Origin of the sequence: Blastococcus sp. PRF04-17 (assembly GCF_023016265.1) — a bacterium.
Taxonomy (GTDB): domain Bacteria; phylum Actinomycetota; class Actinomycetes; order Mycobacteriales; family Geodermatophilaceae; genus Blastococcus_B.
Genome location: NZ_CP095412.1, coordinates 3,292,741 through 3,314,085, shown reverse-complemented (window position 1 = coordinate 3,314,085; position 21,345 = coordinate 3,292,741). Strand labels below are relative to the sequence as shown.

Sequence of the window (21,345 nt, the reverse complement as noted above, 5' to 3'; positions counted from 1 at the left end):
AGGTGAATTTCTCGACGGTGGCGCGCAGATCGGCGGCCGTCCGTGAGAACTCGTCCACGGCGGTGCGCGTCTGGGTCGGCGCCTGCGTGGTGGAGCCGGCCCGACGGAGAGCGCGCAGAGGCCCGTACCAAGGCACCACGCGTGCCGTGATGCTCGTCGTCAAGCAGCTCTCCCGAGCGAGGTTCGGGGATCCGCCGACATCCGTGACGGGTCGTCCACGGCCGCGACCGTCTGCGCGGACCCCTGCGTGGCCTGGGCCGCAGCCGGAACGCCGGTGGTGTCCCCCGAGATCTCGGTCGTCCCGACGGCGGTCTGCCGATTGCGTCCGTCACCCTCGAGGGTCGGGATCGCCTCGATGGCCGCCCGCACCGCGATACCGCCACCCCGGGTGGCCGCCGACTCCCGGGGTGCGTTCTCGTCCACTCGCGCCGACCCTGCCGAGGGTTGCTCGGCCGTCGTCGCCCGCCCGCCGGAATCCCGGCCGACGGCGCCGGTTCGCGCCGCCTCGATCGCCGCGTCGAGCGCCCGCACGTAGGTCTGGTCCGTGATGCTGCGAACCACCTTGACCATCTCGGCGACATCGGTCGACGGGTGTCGGAGGCGCACGACGGGGGGCCTCGTGGTCCCGACCACCGGAGCCACCCGAGCCGCGTGGGTGGGCCCATCCGGGCCGACCTCGTCGGCCGCCTCGGAGACCTCGATGGTGGGTGCGCTGGTCTTCTCCACGAACGGAACCTCGGGGCCCACGATCACCCCGTCATCGGCGGGAGCGTGGGCGTGCCCCCGGCGACGGCGCACGGCCGGCCTGACGGGCCGAGCGACGGCGACGGTCGCCACGCATGAGAGCAGGCTCCATCCGAGCAACGCCCACACCAGCATCCGGGCCGAGGGCGCGGCGTCACCACCGGTCCGCGCCCGCCCGTCTGCGTCTTCCCGGATCTCGGTCCGCAGGCCGATGAAGTCCTGCGTAACCGCGTTGTGCACCTCGGCCAGGGGGCCGGTCACGATCGCGCCGGCGACGCCCGGGTTGCCGTCGTCCAGCGGCGAGTGCAGTCCGCCGTCGCGGACTGCGAAATAGCTCCCGATGTGGTCGGTCAGGGTGCTGACGCGGTCCGGGTGCCGGGTGCGGCCGGCGTAGGCCTCGAGCTGCTCCTCGAGCTGTGCGCGACCACTGGCCAGCCGCTCCTCGTGCGCACCGCGGTCGGCCACGTCGGCGAGCGAGTAGGCGGTGTACCCGTGTCGCACGGCCTCGTAGGTGGCCTGGATGGCGCCCAGGTCGGAGGAGGCGACGACGTGCCCCTCGTGGAGCGCGCGCCGGCTGTCGTCCAGCTGATCGATGCGACCGGCAGCGCCCACGCAGAGCAGCACTCCGATGCTCGCGCTCAGGGCGAGCACGGTGAGATACCTGCCGGCGGGGAGCCGATCGGCGGACGGGCCACCTCGGCGGCGGGCGGGGCTACAGGCTGGAGCGGTCATGGTCACCGAGCTCTCCGTGCGGGAGTTGATCGGGTGCGCGGAATCCCTGCAGCACCAGGAGTCACACGCGTCACAGGTGGAGAAAGTTAGGGCCGAGGGCCCGATCGTCGGCCGGAAAAGACGTCGTGTCCCGATCACCGGCAGGAATTGTTCGGCGACCGCCATTCACATGTCGACTAGTCGAACTGCCGGACGCATGAGAAAGGGGATGGCGGCCGGAAACGGCATCACCCCTCGCTGCTCCGCGGCGTCGTCAATGGGGAGATCGCCCGACGCTGGTACAGGTCGGCAGCCATGGGGGAGAGCGCGCAGCGCCATCGTGGAAGGCGCCCCCGACCGGTCGACAGCGAGGCTGTCGGCCGTCCCATCGACACGTGTCCGGGCGGCTCGGAATCCCGGAGAGGGCCGGCGACCGGATGTCGGTCGCCGACCCCCTTCGAGTTGGAGGCCGTCGTCAGTAGGTGAACCTCCCGACGGCGGTGCGCAGGTCCGCGGCCATGCGGGAGAGCTCGTCGACCGCGGTGCGCGTCTGACCCAGCGCCTGTGTCGTGGACTCCGCGGCCGTGGAGACGCCGGTGATGTTCGCGGCGATCTCCGTCGTGCCGCCGGCGGCCTCCTGGACCGACCGGGACATCTCGCTGGTCGTGGCCGTCTGCTCCTCCACCGCCGAGGCGATCGTGGTCTGCCGGTCGCTGATCTGGCCCACGATGCTCGAGATCTCCTCGATCGCCGTCACCGCCGCGGTGGTGTCACCCTGGATGGCCAGCACCCGCCTGGCGATGTCCTCGGTCGCCTTCGCCGTCTCCTGCGCCAGCTCCTTGACCTCGTTGGCGACCACCGCGAAGCCCTTGCCCGCCTCACCGGCCCGGGCCGCCTCGATCGTCGCGTTGAGCGCCAGCAGGTTCGTCTGCTCGGCGATGCTGGTGATCACCTTCACCACGTTGCCGATCTCCGCCGACGAGTCACCCAGCTTCGCCACCGTGACAGTCGTGTCGCGGGCCGCGGCCACGGCGCGGTCGGCCACCTGACTCGCCTCGGCCGCGTTCGACGCGATCTCCCGGATCGAGGCCCCCATCTCCTCGGCGCCCGCGGCGACCGTCGCGACGCTGCGCGAGACCTCCTCCGCGGCACCGGCGACCACACCGGACTGCGCGGAGGTCTCCTCGGCCGACGCCGAGATCTGAGCCGAGCTGGCACTCAGCTCCTCCGACGACGCCGCCACCGCGTCGGCGGAGCTGACGATGTCCGAGACGGTGGTTGCCATGGCCTCGGTGGCCGTGTTCAGCGCCGCAGCCATCTGGCCGAGCTCGTCGTGGCCGCGCACCGGCAGCCGGACGGTGAGGTCACCGGCCGCGACGCGGTCCAGCCCCCCGCGGACCTCCCGCACCCCGCGGACGATCCCCCGGGAGACCATGAAGGCCACCAGCAGGCCGCCCAGAGCGGCGAGGACGGTGACTAGGACGGCGATGTCGCGGGTGGACGAGTCGGCGTCGCGGGCCTCCTGGCGCAGTTGCGCGGCCCGCCCGTCGACCGAGGCGACCAGCTCGGTCATGGCTTGGTCGAGGACGTAGAACACGTCCCACTTCTCGCCGGTGGAGACCGCGTCGCCCTCGTCCAGGCGGCCCTGCTCCCACAGCGCGAAGATCTGGTCGTTGTAGGCGCTCATCGTCGCCCAGTTGGTCTCGATCGTCTCCAGGCTGGTGCGCCCCGTCTCGTCGAGGAGGCTGCGGTCGACCGCGAAGAGCTGCTCGAAACCCTCGGCTCCGTCGCGGTAGGCGGCGACGTTGTCGCCGTCAGGGGCAGCGGCGGCCGCGCCGCCCTCGACGCGCGCCTTCCAGGCGGTGATGTTCTGCCAGTTGGCGGCCCAGAGGAGGTCGTACCGCGCCGCCTCCACGGCCTGCTGGACGACCACCGCGGTGTCGGCCTGCTCCTGCAGGTCCATCGCGCGAGTGCCGTTCACAGCGGCAACGGCGGTCGAGCCGACGAGCCCGACCAGGAGGACGGCGGCCAGGCCGAACACCCGCGTACGGACGCCGCGGTCGCGGTACCAGTGCCGCGGAACGGACGTGTGTGGTGCAGAGCGGTTCAGGGACATGGTGCTGCTTCCTTCTCGACCGTCCACAGCGACGGGGCTTCGCCGCTGTGGCGCGTGATGCGCAATTGCATCGTCGACGGCCTCCGCGGATTGCTTAGCGCTGAGAGAACGTGTCGCACGAGAAGACGCAGATTGATCGGCGACCGTTTCGGCCGAATCGTCGAGTCGACAGTCGCGAACGAACCCTGGAATGCGAGAAGAGGGAGCCTGCGACCGGTGCGGTCGCAGCCTCCCTCCTCATGGAGACGGGATCTCCTCAGTAGGTGAACCTCCCGACGCTGCTGCGGAGGTCGGACGCCATGCGGGAGAGCTCATCGACCGCGGTCCGCGTCTGGGTCAGTGCCTGGGTGGTCGAGCCGGCGGCTGCCGAGACCCCGGTGATGTTCGCCGCGATCTCGCTCGTACCGGTCGCGGCCTCCTGCACCGACCGCGACATCTCGTTCGTGGTCGCGGTCTGCTCCTCCACCGCGGACGCGATGGTGGTCTGCCGGTCGGAGATCTGCGCGACGATGCTCGAGATCTCCTCGATCGCGTTCACCGCCGCGGTGGTGTCGCCCTGGATGGCCAGCACGCGCTTGGCGATGTCCTCGGTCGCCTTGGCCGTTTCCTGCGCCAGCTCCTTGACCTCGTTGGCCACCACGGCGAAGCCCTTGCCCGCCTCACCGGCGCGTGCGGCCTCGATGGTGGCGTTGAGCGCCAGCAGGTTGGTCTGCTCGGCGATGCTGGTGATCACCTTCACCACGTTGCCGATCTCGGCCGAGGACTCACCCAGCTTCGCCACCGTCGCAGTGGTGGTCTCCGCCGCTGCGACGGCCCTCGTCGCCACCTCGCTGGCCTCCGCCGCGTTCGACGCGATCTCCCGGATGGAGGCACCCATCTGCTCGGCGCCGGCCGCCACCGTCTCCACGCTGCGCGAGACCTCCTCAGCCGCACCGGACACCACACCGGACTGCGCGCTCGTCTCCTCCGCCGACGCCGAGATCTGCGCAGCGCTGGCGGAGAGCTCTTCCGACGACGCCGCGACGGCATCCGCGGAGGAGACCACCGTGGACAGGACGTCGCGCAGGTTCGCCTGAGCAGCGTCGAGGGCCGCGGCCATCTGACCGATCTCGTCCTTGCTGCGGACGCCGGTCGGCACGGTGAGGTTGCCGGTGGCCAACGCCTCCAGCGACAGCTTGACCGTGCGCACGGGACCGACGATGGAACGCATCGTGAGCATGCTGATGGCGGCGACCAGGACCAAGCCGGCGATGCCGGTCGCCAGGCTGACGTACTCGGCGGTGTCGATCCTCGTATGGAGATCGGCCTCAGCGGCCTTGTAGGCGACGGCGAGCTCGTCCTTGGCAGCACCCACCGCACCGTCGGTGAGGTCGTTGGCCGCCTGGATCTCCTCCCACCGGAGGCGGGTGCCGGCCTGATCGGCCACGGCGGACTCCACGAACGCGGTGATCGCGGCGGTGTACGCGGAGTAGGACTCGGTGAGCTCGGCCACCGCATTCGCGGCGGCCGGCACATCGGCCAGGTGGATCTCGCCGAGCTCCGCGAGGAGCGCCTCCGGCGTGGCGATGTCATCGGCGAGCTCGGGCAGCTGCTCGGCCGGGTTCTCCCGCGAGATCGCCTTGAAGCCGTCGACCTTGAGCTCGCTGGCGCGCGTGTCCAACTGGAGTACCAGCTGCTCGGCCCGGCTGACGTGGTCGAGCTGTGCATTGGCCGCGCGCACGTAGGAGTTGCCGATCAGCAGCGAGACCACGATGCCGGCGAAGGCGATGAGGACGACGCCGACAAGCGCACAGAACTTCACCACCAGGGATCGATCGGCGAACCAACCCGCGCGCCGTCGGGAGGAGGAGAGGGTTGTGGTGCTCACGGGAACCGTCCTGGTAAGGAGAAGACAAGTCACCGGGGGCTTCGGCGACACCGGAATTGTCGTGAGCCACGCCATGCCGCCGTCAGTTGAGACCCCGAGGTCAGCCCAATCGTGATGTTTGCGTCGGGTGAGCCGACCTTCCCGAGCGATTTGTCGACAGCCGACATTCCTGGGACGCCGATGAATGGCGCCCCTCGGGAGGAGAATGTGCTGGTCGCGACCATTCGGCGTGCGAATTGTCGACGCGTGACGAGTCGCCGTCCCGCTGTGGGCCTGAGGTCGCCCTGCCCATGATCAGGACACGCGGGGCCGCGTCGGATCAGGTGAGGAGTTCGGCGAGCCGCTCGAGGAGGGTCAGGACGGCGGGCGGATCGGGGACACGGTATCGGGCCGAGGTCGTTCCTTCCCCGATCTTGACCGGCACGTCGTCGCGGCCGAGGACCCGGAAGCCGTCCTCGTCGGTGACGTCGTCCCCGAGGTACATGGTCCGCGCGGGCCGCAGTTCCGCGATCAGCCGCTGCAGGGCGGTGCCCTTGTCGGCGTCGGTGACCGCGATCTCGAGCACTTCCTTGCCCGGCTTCAACGTCAGTGACGAATCCACCAACATCCGTGCCCGCTCCAGGATCGCGGCGGCCGCGGCGCGATCGGCGACCTGTCGTACGTGCACGGCCACGCTCGCCGGCTTGACCTCGAGCAGCGCCCCGGGCGTACCGGCGACGAGCGGGTGGAGCAGGTCGGCGAGGGAGTCGCGCCGGACGGCGAGGTCGTCGGTCAGCGGGCCGTCGAACTCCGCCCCATGGCTGCCCACCCAGCGGTAGGGCCCGATGAGGCCGCTCGTCCGCTGGAGGTCGGCGACGCCCCTGCCGCTCACCAGCGCCACCGTCACGCCGTCGCACCTCACGAGCCGGGTCAGCACGTCGGCCATCCCGGGCAGGAGGACGGCGGCCGAGGGATCACCGACGAGGGGCGAGAGGACCCCGTCGTAGTCACTCGCCACGAGCAGCGGCCGGGCACTGGCGAAGCCCGTCAGCGCGGCGTCGAGATCGGCCGGGAGAGCGCTCACCCCTGCGCCCCGCCGCTGTTGCGCGACAGCGCGTCGAAGAAGGACGACGCCCAGTGCTCCAGGTCGTTCTTCGCGAGGTGGCGGCGCATGGCGCGCATCCGGCGGGCCGCCTCGGCGGGCTCCGTGCGCAGCGCCCGCACCAGCTGGTTCTTCACACCGGCGATGTCGTGCGGATTGACCAGGAAGGCCTGCTTCAGCTCGGCCGCGGCGCCCGCGAACTCCGAGAGCACGAGCGTGCCCCGCAGGTCCCCGCGCGCGGCCACGTACTCCTTGGCGACGAGGTTCATCCCGTCGCGGTAGGGCGTCACGAGCATCACGTCGGCGGCCCGATAGAGCGCGGCGAGCTCGTCGCGCGGCATCGATTGGTTGAAGTAGTGCACGGCCGGACCGGCGATCGAGCCGTAGACGCCGTTGATGTGGCCCACCTGCTGCTCGATGGTCTCCCGCATGTGCACGTAGTGCTCCACGCGTTCGCGGCTGGGCGTGGCGACCTGCACGAGGACGGTGTCGGGAGCCTCGACCGCGCCGTCCTCCAGGAGCTCCTGGAAGGCGGCCAGCCGCACGCCGATGCCCTTCGTGTAGTCGAGCCGGTCCACCCCGAGGATGATCTTCGACGGGTTGCCGAGCTCCTTGCGGATCTCCTCGGCACGGGCGAGGACGTCGGGGGAGCTGGCCAGCCGATCGAAGGCGGCCACGTCGATGGAGATCGGGAACGCCCGCGCGGCGACGTTCCGCCCGTCGTACTCGATGACGTGCTTGCGCGCCGGCAGGTCGTGCAGCCGCCGCGCGAGCTGCACGAAGTTCGCCGCCGCGGCCGGCCGCTGGAAGCCCACGAGATCGGCCCCGAGCAGGCCCTCCACGATGGCCGAGCGCCAGGGCAGCTGGGTGAACAGCTCGTACGGAGGGAACGGGATGTGCAGGAAGAACCCGATGGTGAGGTCGGGTCGGCTCTGCCGCAGCAGGGCGGGCACCAGCTGCAGCTGGTAGTCGTGCACCCACACGATGGCGCCTTCTGCGGCGACGGCGGCGGCGCGCTCGGCGAAGCGCCGGTTGACGGCGACGTAGGTGTCCCACCAGGTCCGGTGGTACTCGGGCTTCTCGACGACGTCGTGGTAGAGCGGCCACAGCGAGGCGTTCGACATGCCCTCGTAGTAGCGGTCGACCTCCTCCTCGGTGAGCGGGACCGGGATGAGCGACATGCCACCCGACTCGAAGGGCTCGGGGGCGTCACCTGCCGACCCGGACCAGCCCACCCAGGCGCCGCCGCGGCCGGCCACGAACGGTTCCAGTGCGGTCACCAGCCCGCCGGGGCTGCGCTGCCAGCGGGTCTCGCCGTCCGGTCCGGTCACCTGGTCGACCGGCAGCCGGTTGGCGACCACGACCACGGGGCTGTCCGCCCGCACGCCGTCCACCGTGCCGTTCCCCGAGTTGTCCGCCATACCGCCTCCGACCCTAGCGGGACAGCGCGTAGCCGGCCGCCGCGGCTCCGAGACCCAGCACGAGGCTGGCCGCCAGATAGGCCAGCGCCCGCACGAGCAGGCGCTCCTCGACCAGCCGGAGGACGTCTGCGCCGAAGGTGGAGAAGGTCGTCAGGGCCCCGCAGAAGCCGGTACCGACCAGGGTCACCACCGAGGCGGGGACGTCGGCCCGGCCGAGGAGCACGCCGACCACCGCGCTGCCCACCACGTTGGCCGCCAGCGTTCCGACGGCCGGGTCCCGACCGACCCGGACGACGAGCCGCAGGACCAGCAGCCGCAGGGGAGCGCCGACCATCGCGCCGAGGGCCACCAGCAGTGGGGTCACGCACGCCTCCGGCCGGCGAGGGCACCGAGCGCGACGGCGGCGATGCCGCCCACGACCGACGCCAGCACGTATCCGGCGCCCAGGAGCAGCGCGCCGTCGTCCAGGAGGTCGACGACCTCGACGGCGAACGCCGAGTACGTCGTGTACCCGCCCAGCACGCCGACGCCGACGAACGGGCGCACCCATGCCGGTTCGGGGGAGCGGCCGGCGAGGACCGCCAGCAGGACGCCGATCAGCAGGCAGCCGGTCAGGTTGACCAGCAGCGTGGCCCACGGCCATGCGCCCGGGGCGCCGGCCACGCCTCCGCCGACCGCCCACCGGGCCAGCGCGCCGAGGGCTCCGCCGAGCGCGGCGAGCAGGTACGCCATGTCCGCCGGTCTCCCCCGTCCTCCGCGAACTCATCGGGCAGCATGCCCTCAGCGAGGGTCGCACGCGGGCGGCCCGGGGTCGGGGAGGAGTCCCGGATGGGACCGCTGCAAGGCGTACGGGTCGTCGAGTTCGCCGGGCTGGGTCCGGGGCCGTTCTGCGGCATGCTGCTGGCCGACCTGGGCGCGGACGTCGTCCGGATCGACCGGCGGGGCACCCGGGGCGGGCTGATCGGCGCCCTGGGCGCCACCTCGTTGCTCGACCGCGGCAAGCGGTCGATCGCCCTGGACCTCAAGGACGACGCCGATCTGCGGGTCGTCCGGGCGCTCGTCCAGCGGGCCGACGTCCTCCTGGAGGGCTTCCGGCCGGGCGTCATGGAGCGACTCGGGCTGGGCCCGCAGGAGCTGCTCACCGTCAACCCGGCCCTGGTCTACGGCCGGATGACCGGCTGGGGACAGGCGGGGCCCCTGTCCGGCATGGCGGGGCACGACATCGGCTACATCGCGCTGGCCGGGGCCCTCGGTGCCACCGGGCGGCCCGACGAGCGGCCGGCTCCGCCGCTGAACCTGCTCGGCGACTTCGGCGGTGGGGGAGCGTTCCTCGCCATCGGCGCCCTGGCGGCCCTGCTGCACGCGCGGGCCACCGGGCAGGGGCAGGTCGTCGACGCGGCGATCGTCGACGGCACCGCCGTCCTCACGACGATGATCCACGGCATGCTCTCGGGAGGTTCCTGGATCGACCGGCGGGGGCGGAACCTTCTCGACACCGGGGCGCCGTTCTACGACGTCTACCGCTGCGCCGACGACCGGTTCGTCGCGGTCGGGGCGCTGGAGGAGCAGTTCTACGCGGCACTGCTCACCGGCCTGGGCCTGGCGGGGGACGAGTCGCTGCCCGACCGCACCGACCCCCGCCAGTGGCGGCGCTGCGCGAGCGCTTCACCGAGGTGTTCGCCGGCCGCACCCGGGCCGAGTGGTGGCAGGTCTTCGAGGGCACCGACGCCTGCGTGGCACCGGTCTGGTCCCTGGTGGAGGCGACGAGCGATCCGCACAACCGCGAACGGGGGTGTTCGTCGAGGTGGACGGGCAGGTGCAGCCCGGCGTGGCGCCACGGTTCTCGGTCACGCCGGGCGCGGTCGGCACGGTGCCCGCGGTGGGGGAGCACGCCGACGAGATCCTGGCCGAGATCGGGCTCGCGTGATGTCCGGTCCCTTCGAGGTGGTCATCGGTGCCGGGGTGATGCGCAGCACGGACCCGGCCGCCGTCCACTGGCCGCACCGCTGGACGGAGGAGGGAGTCACCGTCGACGGCGACTTCACCGGAGCGCACCTCCTCCACGCGTCCGTGGCGGGGTGCGTGCTCAACGACGTGTACCGCGAGGCGGCTGAGCTGGGCATCGGCATCGACGGGGTCAGGGTCACGGCCGGCGGGGACTTCGACCGGAGGACCTGGCGGTCGACCGGCATCGAGTACACCGTCGAGCTCGCCGCCGACGCGCCGCTGGCCGAGGTGCGGCGCCTGCTCGAGGTCGTCGACGAGGTGGCGGAGATCCCCGCCGCGCTGCGCGCAGCCACGACGGTGCGCCGGGTCGGCCGATAGCTGCCGGAACCGCGGTTCTGGCTCCTGCTCCAGGGAGCCGGAACCGCGGTTTCGGCGCTCAGCGGCGGCGGGTCTCCGGGAACAGCAGGTCGACGAAGCGCTCCACCACGGGCTGCGGCTCGTGGTTGGCCAGCCCGGGGCGCTCGTTGGCCTCGATGAAGACGTAGTCGGGGCCGTCGACCGCGGGCACCAGGAAGTCGATGCCGGTCACCGGGATGCCGAGCGCCTCTGCCGCCCGCACGGCGGCCTCGGCGATCTCGGGATGCAGCCGATCGGTGACGTCGACGATGGTGCCGCCGGTGTGCAGGTTCGCCGTCCGCCGGACGGTCAGCCGCTCCCCGTGCGGGGGGACGTCGTCCATCGCGTACCCGGCCTCCGCGACCACCTCGGCGGTCATGTCGTCCAGGGGGATGCGCGACTCCCCGCCCGTGGCCCGCTCACGCCGGCGGCTGGTGGCGCGGACCAGCTCGGCCACCGGGTTCCGGCCGTCCCCCACCACCTCGGCCGGACGGCGGACGGCGGCAGCGACCACCTGCCGGTCGATCACCACCACGCGGAGGTCCTCCCCGGCCACCCGCTCCTCGACCAGGACGTCGGGGCAGAACTGCGCCGCGACCCGCACGGCCCGCTCCAGGGCCGCCTCGTCGGTCACGCCGACGGTGATGCCGCGGCCCTGCTCACCTCGGGCCGGCTTCACGACCACGTCCCCCGCGTCGGCCAGCAGCGCGACGGCGTCCGAGAGGTCGTCCTCCCCGGCCAGCGCCCCGCGGGCCACGCGCACCCCGGCCCGGCGCATGATCCGCCGGGTCACCCGCTTGTCGTCGCACCGGCTCAGGGCCACGGCGGTGGTGAACTCGGACAGCGACTCGCGGGTCAGCACCGAGCGACCGCCCAGGGTGAGCCGCATCTCGCCCCACTCGGCGTCGGTCACCTCCACCCGGATCCCTCGCCGCAGCGCCTCCTCGGCGATGATCAGCGCGTAGGGGTTGAGCTTGTCGAGGCCCGGCGGCCGCGCCGAGAACAGCGGCGTGTTGATCGGGTTCTTGCGCTTCACGCAGACCGCGGCGACCCGGACGAACCCCAGCTTGCGGTAGAGCTTGATGGCCGCGGTGTTGTCGTGCATCACCGACAGGTCAAGGTAGGCGCGGCCGCGGGCCACGTAGCGCTCGACGAGGACGCGCACGAGGGCCTCGCCGGTCCCGGGCGGGGCGTCCTGCTTGTCGGCCACGAGGCACCAGAGACTGGTCCCGCCCTCGGGATCGCCGAAGGCGAGCACGTGGTCGACGCCGGTCACCGTGCCGACGATGCGACCGGTGCGGGTGTCCTCGGCGACCAGGTAGGTGTAGGTGCGGGTGCGGTGGTTGGCCCACATGGTCGCGGCGTCGGCGGCGACCATGCCGTTGCGCGCGTACAGGTCGTTGATCGCCTCCATCTCGGCCTGCGAGGTGACGGTGCGCACGAAGACGTCCCGGATGACGTCCGGACGCGGCCGGTAGCGGTGCAGGTCGAGCCGGTAGGTGAGCGACGGGTCGATGAACAGCTCGTCGGGCGCCATGCCGATGAGCACCTGCGGGTCGCGCGGGTAGACGCAGATGTCGCGCCGCCCGGTCTCCTCGCCGCGCAGCACGTCGACGATCCCGCGCAGGTCGCGGAAGGTCTGACCGAAGACCAGCTGACCCCAGCCCAGATCGAGGACGACGTCGCTGTCCATGCCTTCGATCTCGTGCGCCGAGGGCTCGTGCCACGACCGGCTGGTGAGCGAGGGCACGGTCTGGACGGTGGTGCGGCGCCGATGACCGGCGATGCGGGGCATGCCGACGTCCCCCTCAGACCCCGTGGGCCTGGAGCCAGAGCTCGAGCAGCCCCAGCTGCCACAGCTTGTTGCCCTTGAGGGGGGTCAGTTCCCCGTTCGGGTCGCGCAGCAGCCCCTGCACGTACTCCGCCCGGAACAGCCCACGGTCGCGCGCGGCGTCGCTGGACAGCGCATCGCGCACCAGGTCGAGCACCTTGCCCTGCAGGTGCGTGATCGCCGGCACCGGGAAGTAGCCCTTGGGCCGGTCGATCACCTCCGGCGGGATGATCCGCCGGCCGATCGCCTTGAGCACTCCCTTGCCGCCGTCGGCGAGCTTCAGCTCCGGCGGGCACAGCGCAGCCAGCTCGACCAGGTCGTGGTCCAGGAACGGAACCCGCGCCTCGAGGCCCCAGGCCATCGACATGTTGTCCACGCGCTTGACCGGGTCGTCGACCAGCATGATCTCGCTGTCGAGCCGGAGGGCGGCGTCCACGGCGGTCTCGGCGCCCGGCGCGGACATGTGCTCGCGGACGAAGGCGAGACTGGGGTCCTCGGCCAGCGAGTAGCGATCGGAGACGACCGCGCGCATCTGCTCGTGGTCGCGGTCGAAGAACGACCGGGCGTAGGTCTGCACCGCTTCCTCGCGGCCGACCCCGGCCAGCGGCGGGTACCAGTGGTAGCCGGCGAAGACCTCGTCGGCCCCCTGGCCGGACTGGACGACGCGGATCGACTGCGAGACCCGCTCGCTGAGCAGGTCGAAGGCCACGACGTCGTGGCTGACCATCGGCTCGGCCATGGCCCCGATGGCGTGGCCCAGCGCCCCGGCGAGCTCGTCGGAGCCCACGCGGATCCGGTGGTGGTCGGTGGCGAAGCGCTCGGCGATGACGTCGGAGTAGGCGAACTCGTCGCCCTCGCGCCCGCCCACCGACTCGAACCCGATGCTGTACGTGGCCAGCCCGGTCTGGCCCTCCTCGGCGAGCAACCCGACGATCAGGCTGGAGTCCAGACCACCGGACAGCAGCACGCCGACCGGGATGTCGGCGACCAGCCGGCGCCGGACGGCGACCCGCAGGGCCTCCTCGATGGCGTCCTCCCAGTCGCGCGGGGACCAGCTCGCGTGCTCGGGACGGCGCTCGTAGGTCGCGTTCCAGTACCGGTGCTCGGTGCTCGTGCCGTCGGGCTCGACCACCCGCACCGTCGCCGGCGGCAGCTTGCGGACGCCGTTCAGGATCGTGCGGGGCGCCGGGACGACGGCGTGCCAGGTCAGGTAGTGGTGCAACGCCACCGGGTCGATGGACGTGTCGACCTCCCCCGCCCGCAGCAGCGCCGGCAGGGTGGAGGCGAAGCGGAGCCGCTGCCCGGGCGTCTCGGCGAGGTACAGCGGCTTGATGCCCAGCCGGTCGCGGGCCATGACGACCCGGCCGGTGTCCCGCTCGTGGATGACGAAGGCGAACATGCCGTGCAGGTGCGACACGACGTCGGGGCCCCAGTGGTGGTAGCCCTTGAGGATCACCTCGGTGTCGCTGTGCGAGAAGAACCGGTAGCCGTGGCCCTCGAGCTCGGCGCGCAGCTCCCGGTAGTCGTAGATGCAGCCGTTGAACACCGCGGTCAGGCCGAGCTCGTTGTCCACCATCGGCTGCGAGCCGCAGGTCGAGAGGTCGATGACCGAGAGCCGGCGGTGCCCGAACGCCACCCGGCCGTTGCTCCAGGACCCCTGGCCGTCCGGTCCGCGGGGCACGAGGGCCTCGACCATCCGGGCCACCGCGGTCGTGTCGGCCAGGGTCCCGTCGAACGTGATCTCGCCGCAGAGCCCACACATACGTCCCGATCCAACCAGCGGGGCCACCCCGCCGCGACGCGACACCGGCCCGCGTGGCCGACGTCACGCGATCGTCACGTCGCCGTTCCACGTGGAACAGCGACGAGGGCGGCCCCGTGCGGGACCGCCCTCGTTCGTGCCGGCCCGGTCAGCGGCGGGGCTTCTTCGCCTTCTTGACCCTGACCGGCTCGGCCGCGGCCGTGCCGGTCAGCGACTGCACCGCCGCGACCACGTCGACAAGACCCGCGCCCTTGTCGTACGAGGTCGAGTAGCCGCCGACGGTGGTGTACGCGGCGCCGTCGGTGAACTTGTAGGTCGTGCTCTTGAGCGCGGCCTCGATCTCCGCCGGCGCCGCCGTCGGGTCGGCTTCGAACAGCTGGGCCACGATGCCGGCGACGTGCGGCGCGGCCATCGAGGTGCCGCTGATCGTGTTGAACGTCGCGATGTCGGTCAGCCCCGGGCCGTTGCGCGGGTCGAGGCCGGTGGAGCAGATCGGCATGGTCGGGCGGCAGGCCGAGGTGATGTTCTCACCCGGAGCAGAGAGGTCCGGCCAGGTGGACGGGTCGGCGGATGCCCCGCGCGAGGAGTAGTCGCTGACCACGCCGTCCCGGGTGCCGCTGTCCTGGTCGTAGTAGGAGGCGACGGAGATGATGCCGCCGGTGGGGTCCTGGCCCGCGGGGTTGGTCACCGACGCGGAGCCGTCACCGCCGTCGTTGCCGGCGGCCCAGACGGTCACGACCCCCTCGGCGGCCAGCGCGCGCTGGAGCTTCACGGTGGCCGAGTTCGGATCGAACTCGCCGCCGCCGATCGGACCGTAGGAGTTGTTGGTGACCTTGATCGGCGGACACTCCGACGCCGGCACGCCCGCACCGCACGGCGCCTCGTGGTTCTCCAGCACCCAGTTCAGGGCGGAGTCCGCGCCGATGATGAGCAGGACGGCGCCGGTGGAGATCGACACCAGGCTCGCCCCCGGAGCCGCACCCTGCAGGTGACCGCCGTCGTCGAGCGTGGTCGGCCGGCCGGCGACGATGCCCGCCACGTGCATGCCGTGACCGCCGCCGGAGACGGTGTCGGTGTCGACGGCCGTCGGCAGCGGGACGACGCAGTCGGTGCTGGTGGTCGACTCGTCGAGGCAGAGGCTCTTCAGGCTGGCGACGACGGCGCTGCTGCCGTCCTCGTTGCGCAGGTACGGGTGCGTCGGGTCCACGCCCGAGTCGATGACGGCGACCGAGACACCGCTGCCGTCGAGCGCGCTGCCGTCCGGGCCGCTCAGCGTGGCCACCGCCTCGGCACCACGGGTGGCCGTGTTCGAGGTCTCCTGGAAGAACTCGATCGGGGTGTTGCCCTCGAGGTAGGTGACCCCGGGCTGCGTTCGGGCCGCTTCGATCTGGGCGGCCGAGCCGGAGGCGACCGCGACACCGACCTTCCGGAACTCGGTCACCAGCCGCATGCCACTGGCCGCGACGGCAGCGCGGGCGGCGGCGATGTCCGTTCCGTGGACCATCACCGTGGTGGTGCCCGTCAGCGTGCTCAGCTGCTCGGCGAGGAAGTCCTGGACGGGAGCGGCCGACGGGGCGGCCTGGGCGGGGGTGGCCAGGACGGCGGCGGCGACGGCGACAGCCGCCGCGCTCGCTGCGCCCAGTGCTCGGCGGGACCGGCTCATGGCACTCCTTGGTGGCTCCGCGGCAGTGGCTGCGGGGCGGATCGGCGGGGCGGATCGGCCTGTGTGCGCTGTCTCAACGAGGCATCCGCCCCGGAGTTACTCACCGGTCACGAAGGCGTCCGGCAGGGCCCGTCGCCGGGCGGCCCGACCGAGCCCGGAGAATGGGCCCGTGCAGGGAGCTGACGTGCCGGCCGCGGTCCGGGGTCCGTCCCGGTGAGCGGTGCGCTCGTCGCTGTCATCACCGTGGTCGCCGTCGTCCTCGCCCTGCTCGGGGTCGCCTCGACGCTGGCCCGCCGCCGGGTCGGTCTCGCGCACCTCGGCGTGGCCGGCTTGCTGGAGGCGCTGGTGCTCCTCCAGGCCGTCCTGGTGATCACGGCGATGGCCGGAGGCGCGCAGCCGGTCGAGCTGCCCACCTTCGTGTCCTACCTGGTCACCGTCGTCCTGGTGCCGGTCGCCGGTGCGCTGTGGGCGCGGGTCGAGCTGACCCGCTGGGCGGGAACGGTGCTCGCCGTCGCGGGCGCCGTCGTCGGTGTCATGGTGTGGCGGCTGCTCCAGTTGTGGGAGGCCGCCGGTGGGTGACGGCGATGGCTTCCGGGCGCTCGGCGCACCCGCCGATCAGGACGGCACGACGACGAGTCGGAGCGGTGTGGGCCGGGTGCTCGTGGCGATCTACGGAACGTTCGCGCTGGCCGCCGGCGCCCGGGCGGCGGTCCAGCTGGCCACGCGGTTCGACCAGGCTCCCGTGGCCTACCTGCTGTCGGCGTTCGCCGCGGCGGTCTACCTGGTCGCGACGATCGCGCTGGCGCGGGGCGGCCGGTGGGGACGTCGCACGGCCCTGGTCGCCATCACCGTCGAGCTGATCGGCGTCCTGGTGGTCGGGACGCTGTCCCTCACCGACCCTGCCTCCTTCCCGGACGAGACGGTCTGGTCGGCCTACGGACGCGGCTACCTCTTCATCCCGCTGGTGCTGCCGGTGCTCGGACTCCTGCTCCTGCGCCGCACGGCTCAGAAGTCGCCGCCACCGAAATCCCCACCACCGAAGTCCCCACCACCGAAGTCCCCGCCGCCGAAGTCCCCGTAGTCCGAGCCGCCGCCGTCCCACCCGCTGTCGTCCCACCCGCTGTCGGCAGCCGCGCCGTCCTCGTAGCCCTGGGCGTAGGCCTCCTCGCCGCCGCCGAAGAGGCCGCCGTCACCGACACCGGTGTCGAACAGGGCGTCGGCCACGGCCGTGCCGATGACGAGGCCGCCGATCGTGCCGAGCAGGCTGCCGCCGATCATGCTGCCCATGCCCGGGCCGCCGTAGCCACCGCCGTGACCGGGGCCGTGACCCGGGCCGTGACCCGGGCCGTAGCCGCCCAGGGCGCGCTCCAGCGTGCCCGGCCGGCGCAGCTCCGCGCGGGTGGCCACGCGGGCGAGCGTCGCGGCGTCGTCGGTCCGCGGGCGCTCGGAGGAGGGGACGGCCGCGGCCAGCTGGGTGAGGACCTGCTGCCGCTGGTCCGGGGTGAGCTGGGCGAAGGCCTCGGCGTGCGCCTGCTCGATGGTCTCCGGCGGTGCGGTCCGCAGCAGGTAGCGGTACCGCGCGACGGCCTGGTCGTCGGGCAGCTGCTCGCCGCGGCCGTGCGGCGCGGCGGGCGGCGGGTACTGCGGCGGGTACCGGCGCTGCTCGCCGTCCCGGTGGCGTCCGAAGATCCGGTCGAGCAGTCCCATCGTGACCTCCTCGCAGGTCCCGCCGCGGTCCCCCGGGTGTGTCCCGGCGACGATCGGCCGGTCCGCTGCGTTCCCGGCGACGAGGCCCACCACACGCCCGGCACGAGTCCGCAGGTCAGCTCGGTACCGGTCCGTTCTCCGCATTCACCTCGCACGGTTAGATTGCGCTCGTGCCATCGGACGGTCGAAGCAGCGCGCACGGTGCGGAGTCCGTGCTCGAGGGGAAGGCCGACCTCGGGCGGCAGGCGGGGATCGTCACCGCCGCCACCGCGGTGGTCTCCGGGAACGGAGGCCACGAGGCGACGCCCGGGGCCCTGCCCGCCGTGCTCGCCGACGTGCCGGTGGCCGTGCTGGTCATCGACCGCAACGCCAGCACGGTCGTGTACGCCAACACGGCGGCGGTCGAGCTCGCAGGCAACGTCGGGCTGCCGGTGGACGTCGACACGTGGGGGGCCTCGGCAGGGCTGACCGACCTCTCCGGTGATCCCTTGGCCAGCACCAGCGGACCGCTGTCCGCCGTCGCCCAGGGGCGGCCGGTGACCGGCGAGGCGGTGAGGCTGGCGCCGGGCGAGAGCAGCGAGCCGGACCGCGCATCAGGGCACGACATCGAGCACGAGCAGCTCCTGTGGGTCACCGGCTTCCCGCTCTCGCAGTCCGGGAGCGAGCAGCCCCTCGCGCTGGTGGTGTTCCTGAAGCTGGACCCGCCGGAGGAGTCGCCCGACCCCGAGGCCTACCTGCAGGCGCTGCGCGAGCGGGCGGTCATCGCCACCGACATCACCTTCGCCATCACCGATCCGCGGCAGCCGGACAACCCGCTGGTGTGGGTCAACCCGTCGTTCACCCGCATCACCGGCTACGAGGCCGAGGAGGCGGTCGGGCGGAACTGCCGCTTCCTCCAGGGCCCGGCCACCGATCCGGAGGCGGTCACCGAGATCCGGACGGCCCTGGCCGCCGGGCGCGGGGTCACCACGACGCTGCTCAACTACCGCAAGGACGGCACCGCCTTCTGGAACCAGCTGTCGATCAGCCCGGTCCTCGACGGCAGCGGTGAACTGGTCAGCTACGTGGGCGTGCAGACCGACGTCACCGAGCGGGTCCGGGTCGAGCGCGAGCGCGAGGCGGCGTTCGCCGCCGAGCAGGCCGCCCGCCACGAGGCGGAGCTGGCCCGGGCCATCGCGGAGCAGGCGCGCGCCGACGCCGAGCGCGCGCAGGAGGACGCCGAGCGCGCGCAGGGCCGGCTCGCGCTCATGGCCGAGGCGACCAGCACGCTGATCGCCACGCTGGACATGTCCGAGCTGCTGGACCGCCTGGCGGCGCTCTGCGTACCGCTCCTCGCGGACTGGGTCTACCTGACCCTGCTCGACGACTACGGCGACGTCCGGACGGCGGTCGCCCGCCACCGCGAGGGGCACGAGGCGGACCTGCAGGAGTTCACCGCCCATCACGTGATGCACCTGCCGGACGTCTCGCCGAGCCGGCGCAGCATGACGACCTCCCAGCCGGTGCTGCTCGCCGAGCTGACGCCCGAGGTCATCGCCGAGGCCATCACCTCACCGGTCGCCCGCGAGGCGTTCGCCCGGATGGGCGGCAGCTCCGTCCTGACCGTCCCGATGGTGGCGCGGCGGCGGACGCGCGGGGCGATGGCGCTGGTGCGGACGTCCGCGCAGCGGCCGTTCACCCGCGACGACGTCGGCCTCGCCGAGGAGCTCGCCGCCCGTGCCGCCCTGGCCATCGACAACGTCCGGCTCTACCAGCGCGAGCACAGCGTGGCCGACACGCTCCAGCGGTCACTGCTGCCGGAGCTGCCCGACATCCCGGGCATCGAGGCGGCGGCCCACTACGTCAGCGCCTCGTCCGCCGCCGACGTCGGCGGCGACTTCTACGACCTGCTGGCGTTGCCCGACGGCTCCATCGGCCTGGTCGTCGGCGACGTCGTGGGCCACGACGTGGCGGCCGCCGCCGCCATGGGGCACCTGCGCGGGCTCCTGCGAGCCTGCCTCTGGGACGCCGAGGACGCCGACCCCGGCACCGTGCTGGGGCGGGTCGACCGGCTGGTCCAGGGCCTGCGGGTCGCCTCGCTGGCGACGATGGTCTACGTGCGCGCCGTCCGCCCGGACCAGCCGGGGGAGTCGTGGCGGGTGCACGCCGCCAGCGCGGGGCATCCCCCGATGCTGCTGCGGCAGCCGGACGGCGACGTCCGCGTGCTCGACGAGGTCGGCGGGCTGCTGGTCGGGGTCGACGCCACCCGGCACCGCGAGTCGATCGACCTCGTCGTGCCCACGGGCACGACGTTGCTCGCCTACACCGACGGCCTGATCGAGTTCCCCGGCAGGGACATGGACGCCGGCATCCGCGAGCTCTGCGAGCGGATCGCCGCCGCCCCGGTCGGGGCGGGCCCCCGGGAGCTGTGCGACGCCGCGGTCAGCGGCGCGCTGGACCACCGGGACGACGTCGCGCTGATCGCACTGCGCTTCGGCTGAGCCCGGACCCGACCTACGCCTCGCTGCGGTGCAGCAGGCCGTAGCTGCCCCGGTGGTAGAGCAGCGGACGACGGTCGGCGTGGGCGCCCAGGTCGAGCACCCGGGCCACCACGATCGTGTGGTCCCCGCCGTCGTACTCGGCCCAGAGCTCGCCGTCGATCCAGGCGACCACGTCCTCGAGCACGGGGGCACCGTGCGGGCTGGGCCGCCACGGGATGCCCGCGAACTTGTCCTCCCCGGACCGGGCGAAGTTCTGCGAGACGTCGTCCTGGCCCTCGGCGAGGACGTTGACGCAGAACCGCCCGATCCCCCGCAGCAGCGGCCACGTCCTCGATGTGCGCGCCGGCGCGAAGGCCACCAGTGGGGGATCCAGCGACAGCGAGCTGAACGACTGGCAGGTGAACCCGATCGGCCCGGCGTCGGTCACAGCCGTCACGACGGTGACGCCCGATGCGAAGTGGCCCATCACCTCGCGCATCACCTGCGGATCGACGATGCGCGGGGTGTCCATCACCGGGCCTCGGCCCGTGGCACCGACCGGCCGCCCGCCCGGTACAGCGAGCTCGGCAGGTCGTGACCCACGGCGCGCTCGGTGACCCGTGCCGCGGCGAGGACGGCGTCGAGATCCAGGCCCGTCCGCACCCCGGACTCCTCGAGCATGTAGACCAGCTCCTCGGTCGCGATGTTGCCGCTGGCGCCGGGCGCGAAGGGGCAGCCGCCGAGCCCGCCGACCGACGAGTCGAGCTGGGTCACCCCGGCCTGGACGGCGGCCAGGGCGTTGGCCTGCCCGGTGCCACGGGTGTCGTGGAAGTGCACGCCCACCGGGACGCCAGGGCAGGCACGGCGGACGGCGTCGAGCAGCTGGACGACCCGCATCGGCGTCGTCGTGCCGATCGTGTCGCCGAGGCAGAGCTGGTCGGCCCCCGCCGTCACCGAGGCCCGCGCGACGTCGACGGTCCGCGCGATCGGGGTCCGCCCGTCGAACGGGCAGTCCCACGCCGTGGCGATGATGACCTCGAGCGAGCCGCCCGCGCCGTGGGCCAGACCGGCGATCTCGGCGACGGCGGCCACGGCCTCGGCGGTCGAGCGACCGGCGTTGGCACGGCTGTGCCCGTCGGAGGCCGAGACCACGTACTCGAGGTTGGCGACGCCGGCGTCGACGGCCCGGGTGGCCCCGCGGGCGTTGGCGACCAGCGCCGACCAGTGGACCTCGGCCCAGCGGGCGAGCTCAGCGGCGAGCTGGTCGGCGTCGGCGAGGGCGGGGACGGCCCTGGGGGAGACGAAGGACGTCGCCTCGATCCGCCGCACCCCGGTCGCGACGAGCGCCTCGAGCATCTCCAGCTTGGCGGCCAGCGGCACCGGCGCCTCCAGTTGCAGCCCGTCGCGCATGCCCACCTCGCGGACGTCCACCTCGGTGGGCAGCACCAGGTCGAACTCGTACACGCGGCACCTCCTCCTGTCGCGACACCGGGCACCAGGCCGCCGTGTCGTACCCACCCGCATCCTGCACCCCGCCGTTCCCTCCTCCGGGGGCGACTCGTTCGGGGGATCGGAACGGTCTCGTGACGTGGTGCCCCACGTCGGGGGGTACGAGCAGGGAAGATGTGCACAGGCCGGGG

At 72.8% G+C, this 21,345-nt stretch carries 17 protein-coding genes and 1 pseudogene; 5 read left to right on the top strand and 13 right to left on the bottom strand.

The features are described 5' to 3' along the window. Nucleotides 1-159: 159 nt before the first annotated feature. The 7 genes from MVA48_RS16735 to crcB all read right to left on the bottom strand — a co-directional run bounded on the left by MVA48_RS16735 (nucleotide 160) and on the right by crcB (nucleotide 8,672). Nucleotides 160-1,395, bottom strand: coding sequence for a methyl-accepting chemotaxis protein (locus tag MVA48_RS16735; protein WP_246981848.1), 1,236 nt, complete (start codon nucleotides 1,393-1,395; stop codon nucleotides 160-162). A 535-nt stretch (nucleotides 1,396-1,930) separates the two neighbouring features. After that, nucleotides 1,931-3,571, bottom strand: coding sequence for a methyl-accepting chemotaxis protein (locus MVA48_RS16730; RefSeq protein ID WP_246981846.1), 1,641 nt, complete (start codon nucleotides 3,569-3,571; stop codon nucleotides 1,931-1,933). Between the two features lie 256 nt (nucleotides 3,572-3,827). Beyond that, nucleotides 3,828-5,513 carry a methyl-accepting chemotaxis protein gene (locus tag MVA48_RS16725; RefSeq protein ID WP_246981844.1) on the bottom strand — a complete coding sequence of 562 codons (1,686 nt, stop codon included), beginning with the start codon at nucleotides 5,511-5,513 and terminating at the stop codon, nucleotides 3,828-3,830. A gap of 244 nt (nucleotides 5,514-5,757) precedes the next feature. Further along, on the bottom strand, nucleotides 5,758-6,501 hold the full coding sequence (gene otsB / locus MVA48_RS16720; RefSeq protein ID WP_246981842.1) for a trehalose-phosphatase: 744 nt from the start codon (nucleotides 6,499-6,501) through the stop codon (nucleotides 5,758-5,760). Then, a complete protein-coding gene (locus tag MVA48_RS16715) occupies nucleotides 6,498-7,940 on the bottom strand; it encodes an alpha,alpha-trehalose-phosphate synthase (UDP-forming) (protein ID WP_246981841.1) in 1,443 nt (480 codons plus the stop codon). Before MVA48_RS16715 ends, otsB begins: the two co-directional genes overlap by 4 nt. 13 nt (nucleotides 7,941-7,953) lie before the next feature. Continuing rightward, nucleotides 7,954-8,304: a fluoride efflux transporter FluC gene (locus tag MVA48_RS16710; protein WP_246981840.1), complete on the bottom strand. Its 351-nt coding sequence runs from the start codon at nucleotides 8,302-8,304 to the stop codon at nucleotides 7,954-7,956. After that, on the bottom strand, nucleotides 8,301-8,672 hold the full coding sequence (gene crcB / locus MVA48_RS16705; protein WP_246981839.1) for a fluoride efflux transporter CrcB: 372 nt from the start codon (nucleotides 8,670-8,672) through the stop codon (nucleotides 8,301-8,303). The genes MVA48_RS16710 and crcB overlap by 4 nt, the downstream gene beginning before the upstream one ends. A 42-nt stretch (nucleotides 8,673-8,714) precedes the next feature. Between crcB and MVA48_RS16700 the strand changes: the two are divergent. After that, nucleotides 8,715-9,691 (top strand): annotated as a pseudogene (locus MVA48_RS16700) (CaiB/BaiF CoA transferase family protein); the annotation flags it as partial. Nucleotides 9,692-9,866: 175 nt separating this feature from the next. Next, nucleotides 9,867-10,265, top strand: coding sequence for an OsmC family protein (locus MVA48_RS16690; RefSeq protein ID WP_371821155.1), 399 nt, complete (start codon nucleotides 9,867-9,869; stop codon nucleotides 10,263-10,265). Nucleotides 10,266-10,323: 58 nt separating this feature from the next. Here MVA48_RS16690 and ngg read toward each other — a convergent pair whose 3' ends face one another. The 3 genes from ngg to MVA48_RS16675 form a co-directional block, all read right to left on the bottom strand. Beyond that, a complete protein-coding gene (ngg, locus tag MVA48_RS16685; RefSeq protein ID WP_246981838.1) occupies nucleotides 10,324-12,078 on the bottom strand; it encodes an N-acetylglutaminylglutamine synthetase in 1,755 nt (584 codons plus the stop codon). A gap of 13 nt (nucleotides 12,079-12,091) precedes the next feature. Further along, nucleotides 12,092-13,876, bottom strand: coding sequence for an N-acetylglutaminylglutamine amidotransferase (locus tag MVA48_RS16680; RefSeq protein ID WP_246981837.1), 1,785 nt, complete (start codon nucleotides 13,874-13,876; stop codon nucleotides 12,092-12,094). Between the two features lie 148 nt (nucleotides 13,877-14,024). Next, the gene (locus MVA48_RS16675) at nucleotides 14,025-15,539 is read right to left on the bottom strand and encodes a S8 family serine peptidase (protein WP_246981836.1); all 1,515 of its coding nucleotides are present in this window, start codon (nucleotides 15,537-15,539) and stop codon (nucleotides 14,025-14,027) included. Nucleotides 15,540-15,752: 213 nt separating this feature from the next. Here MVA48_RS16675 and MVA48_RS16670 point away from each other — a divergent pair, with 213 nt between their 5' ends. Further along, nucleotides 15,753-16,118 carry a hypothetical protein gene (locus MVA48_RS16670; protein ID WP_246981835.1) on the top strand — a complete coding sequence of 122 codons (366 nt, stop codon included), beginning with the start codon at nucleotides 15,753-15,755 and terminating at the stop codon, nucleotides 16,116-16,118. Beyond that, complete coding sequence (locus tag MVA48_RS16665) at nucleotides 16,111-16,620, top strand: hypothetical protein (RefSeq protein WP_246989375.1); 510 nt, start codon at nucleotides 16,111-16,113, stop codon at nucleotides 16,618-16,620. Before MVA48_RS16670 ends, MVA48_RS16665 begins: the two co-directional genes overlap by 8 nt. Here the strand turns inward: MVA48_RS16665 and MVA48_RS16660 are convergent. Further along, nucleotides 16,545-17,246 (bottom strand): hypothetical protein, encoded by a 702-nt coding sequence (locus MVA48_RS16660; RefSeq protein ID WP_246981834.1) that lies wholly within the window; start codon nucleotides 17,244-17,246, stop codon nucleotides 16,545-16,547. The two genes, MVA48_RS16665 and MVA48_RS16660, sit on opposite strands and share 76 nt — an antisense overlap. A gap of 212 nt (nucleotides 17,247-17,458) precedes the next feature. Here MVA48_RS16660 and MVA48_RS16655 point away from each other — a divergent pair, with 212 nt between their 5' ends. Continuing rightward, nucleotides 17,459-19,726, top strand: coding sequence for a SpoIIE family protein phosphatase (locus MVA48_RS16655; RefSeq protein ID WP_246981833.1), 2,268 nt, complete (start codon nucleotides 17,459-17,461; stop codon nucleotides 19,724-19,726). 13 nt (nucleotides 19,727-19,739) lie between these two features. Here the strand turns inward: MVA48_RS16655 and MVA48_RS16650 are convergent, their stop codons facing one another. Both MVA48_RS16650 and MVA48_RS16645 read right to left on the bottom strand, forming a co-directional pair. Further along, entirely contained in the window at nucleotides 19,740-20,237 is a 498-nt protein-coding gene (locus MVA48_RS16650; protein WP_246981832.1) for a flavin reductase family protein, read from the bottom strand. Then, on the bottom strand, nucleotides 20,237-21,169 hold the full coding sequence (locus tag MVA48_RS16645) for a hydroxymethylglutaryl-CoA lyase (RefSeq protein ID WP_246981831.1): 933 nt from the start codon (nucleotides 21,167-21,169) through the stop codon (nucleotides 20,237-20,239). Before MVA48_RS16645 ends, MVA48_RS16650 begins: the two co-directional genes overlap by 1 nt. Nucleotides 21,170-21,345: the final 176 nt, after the last annotated feature.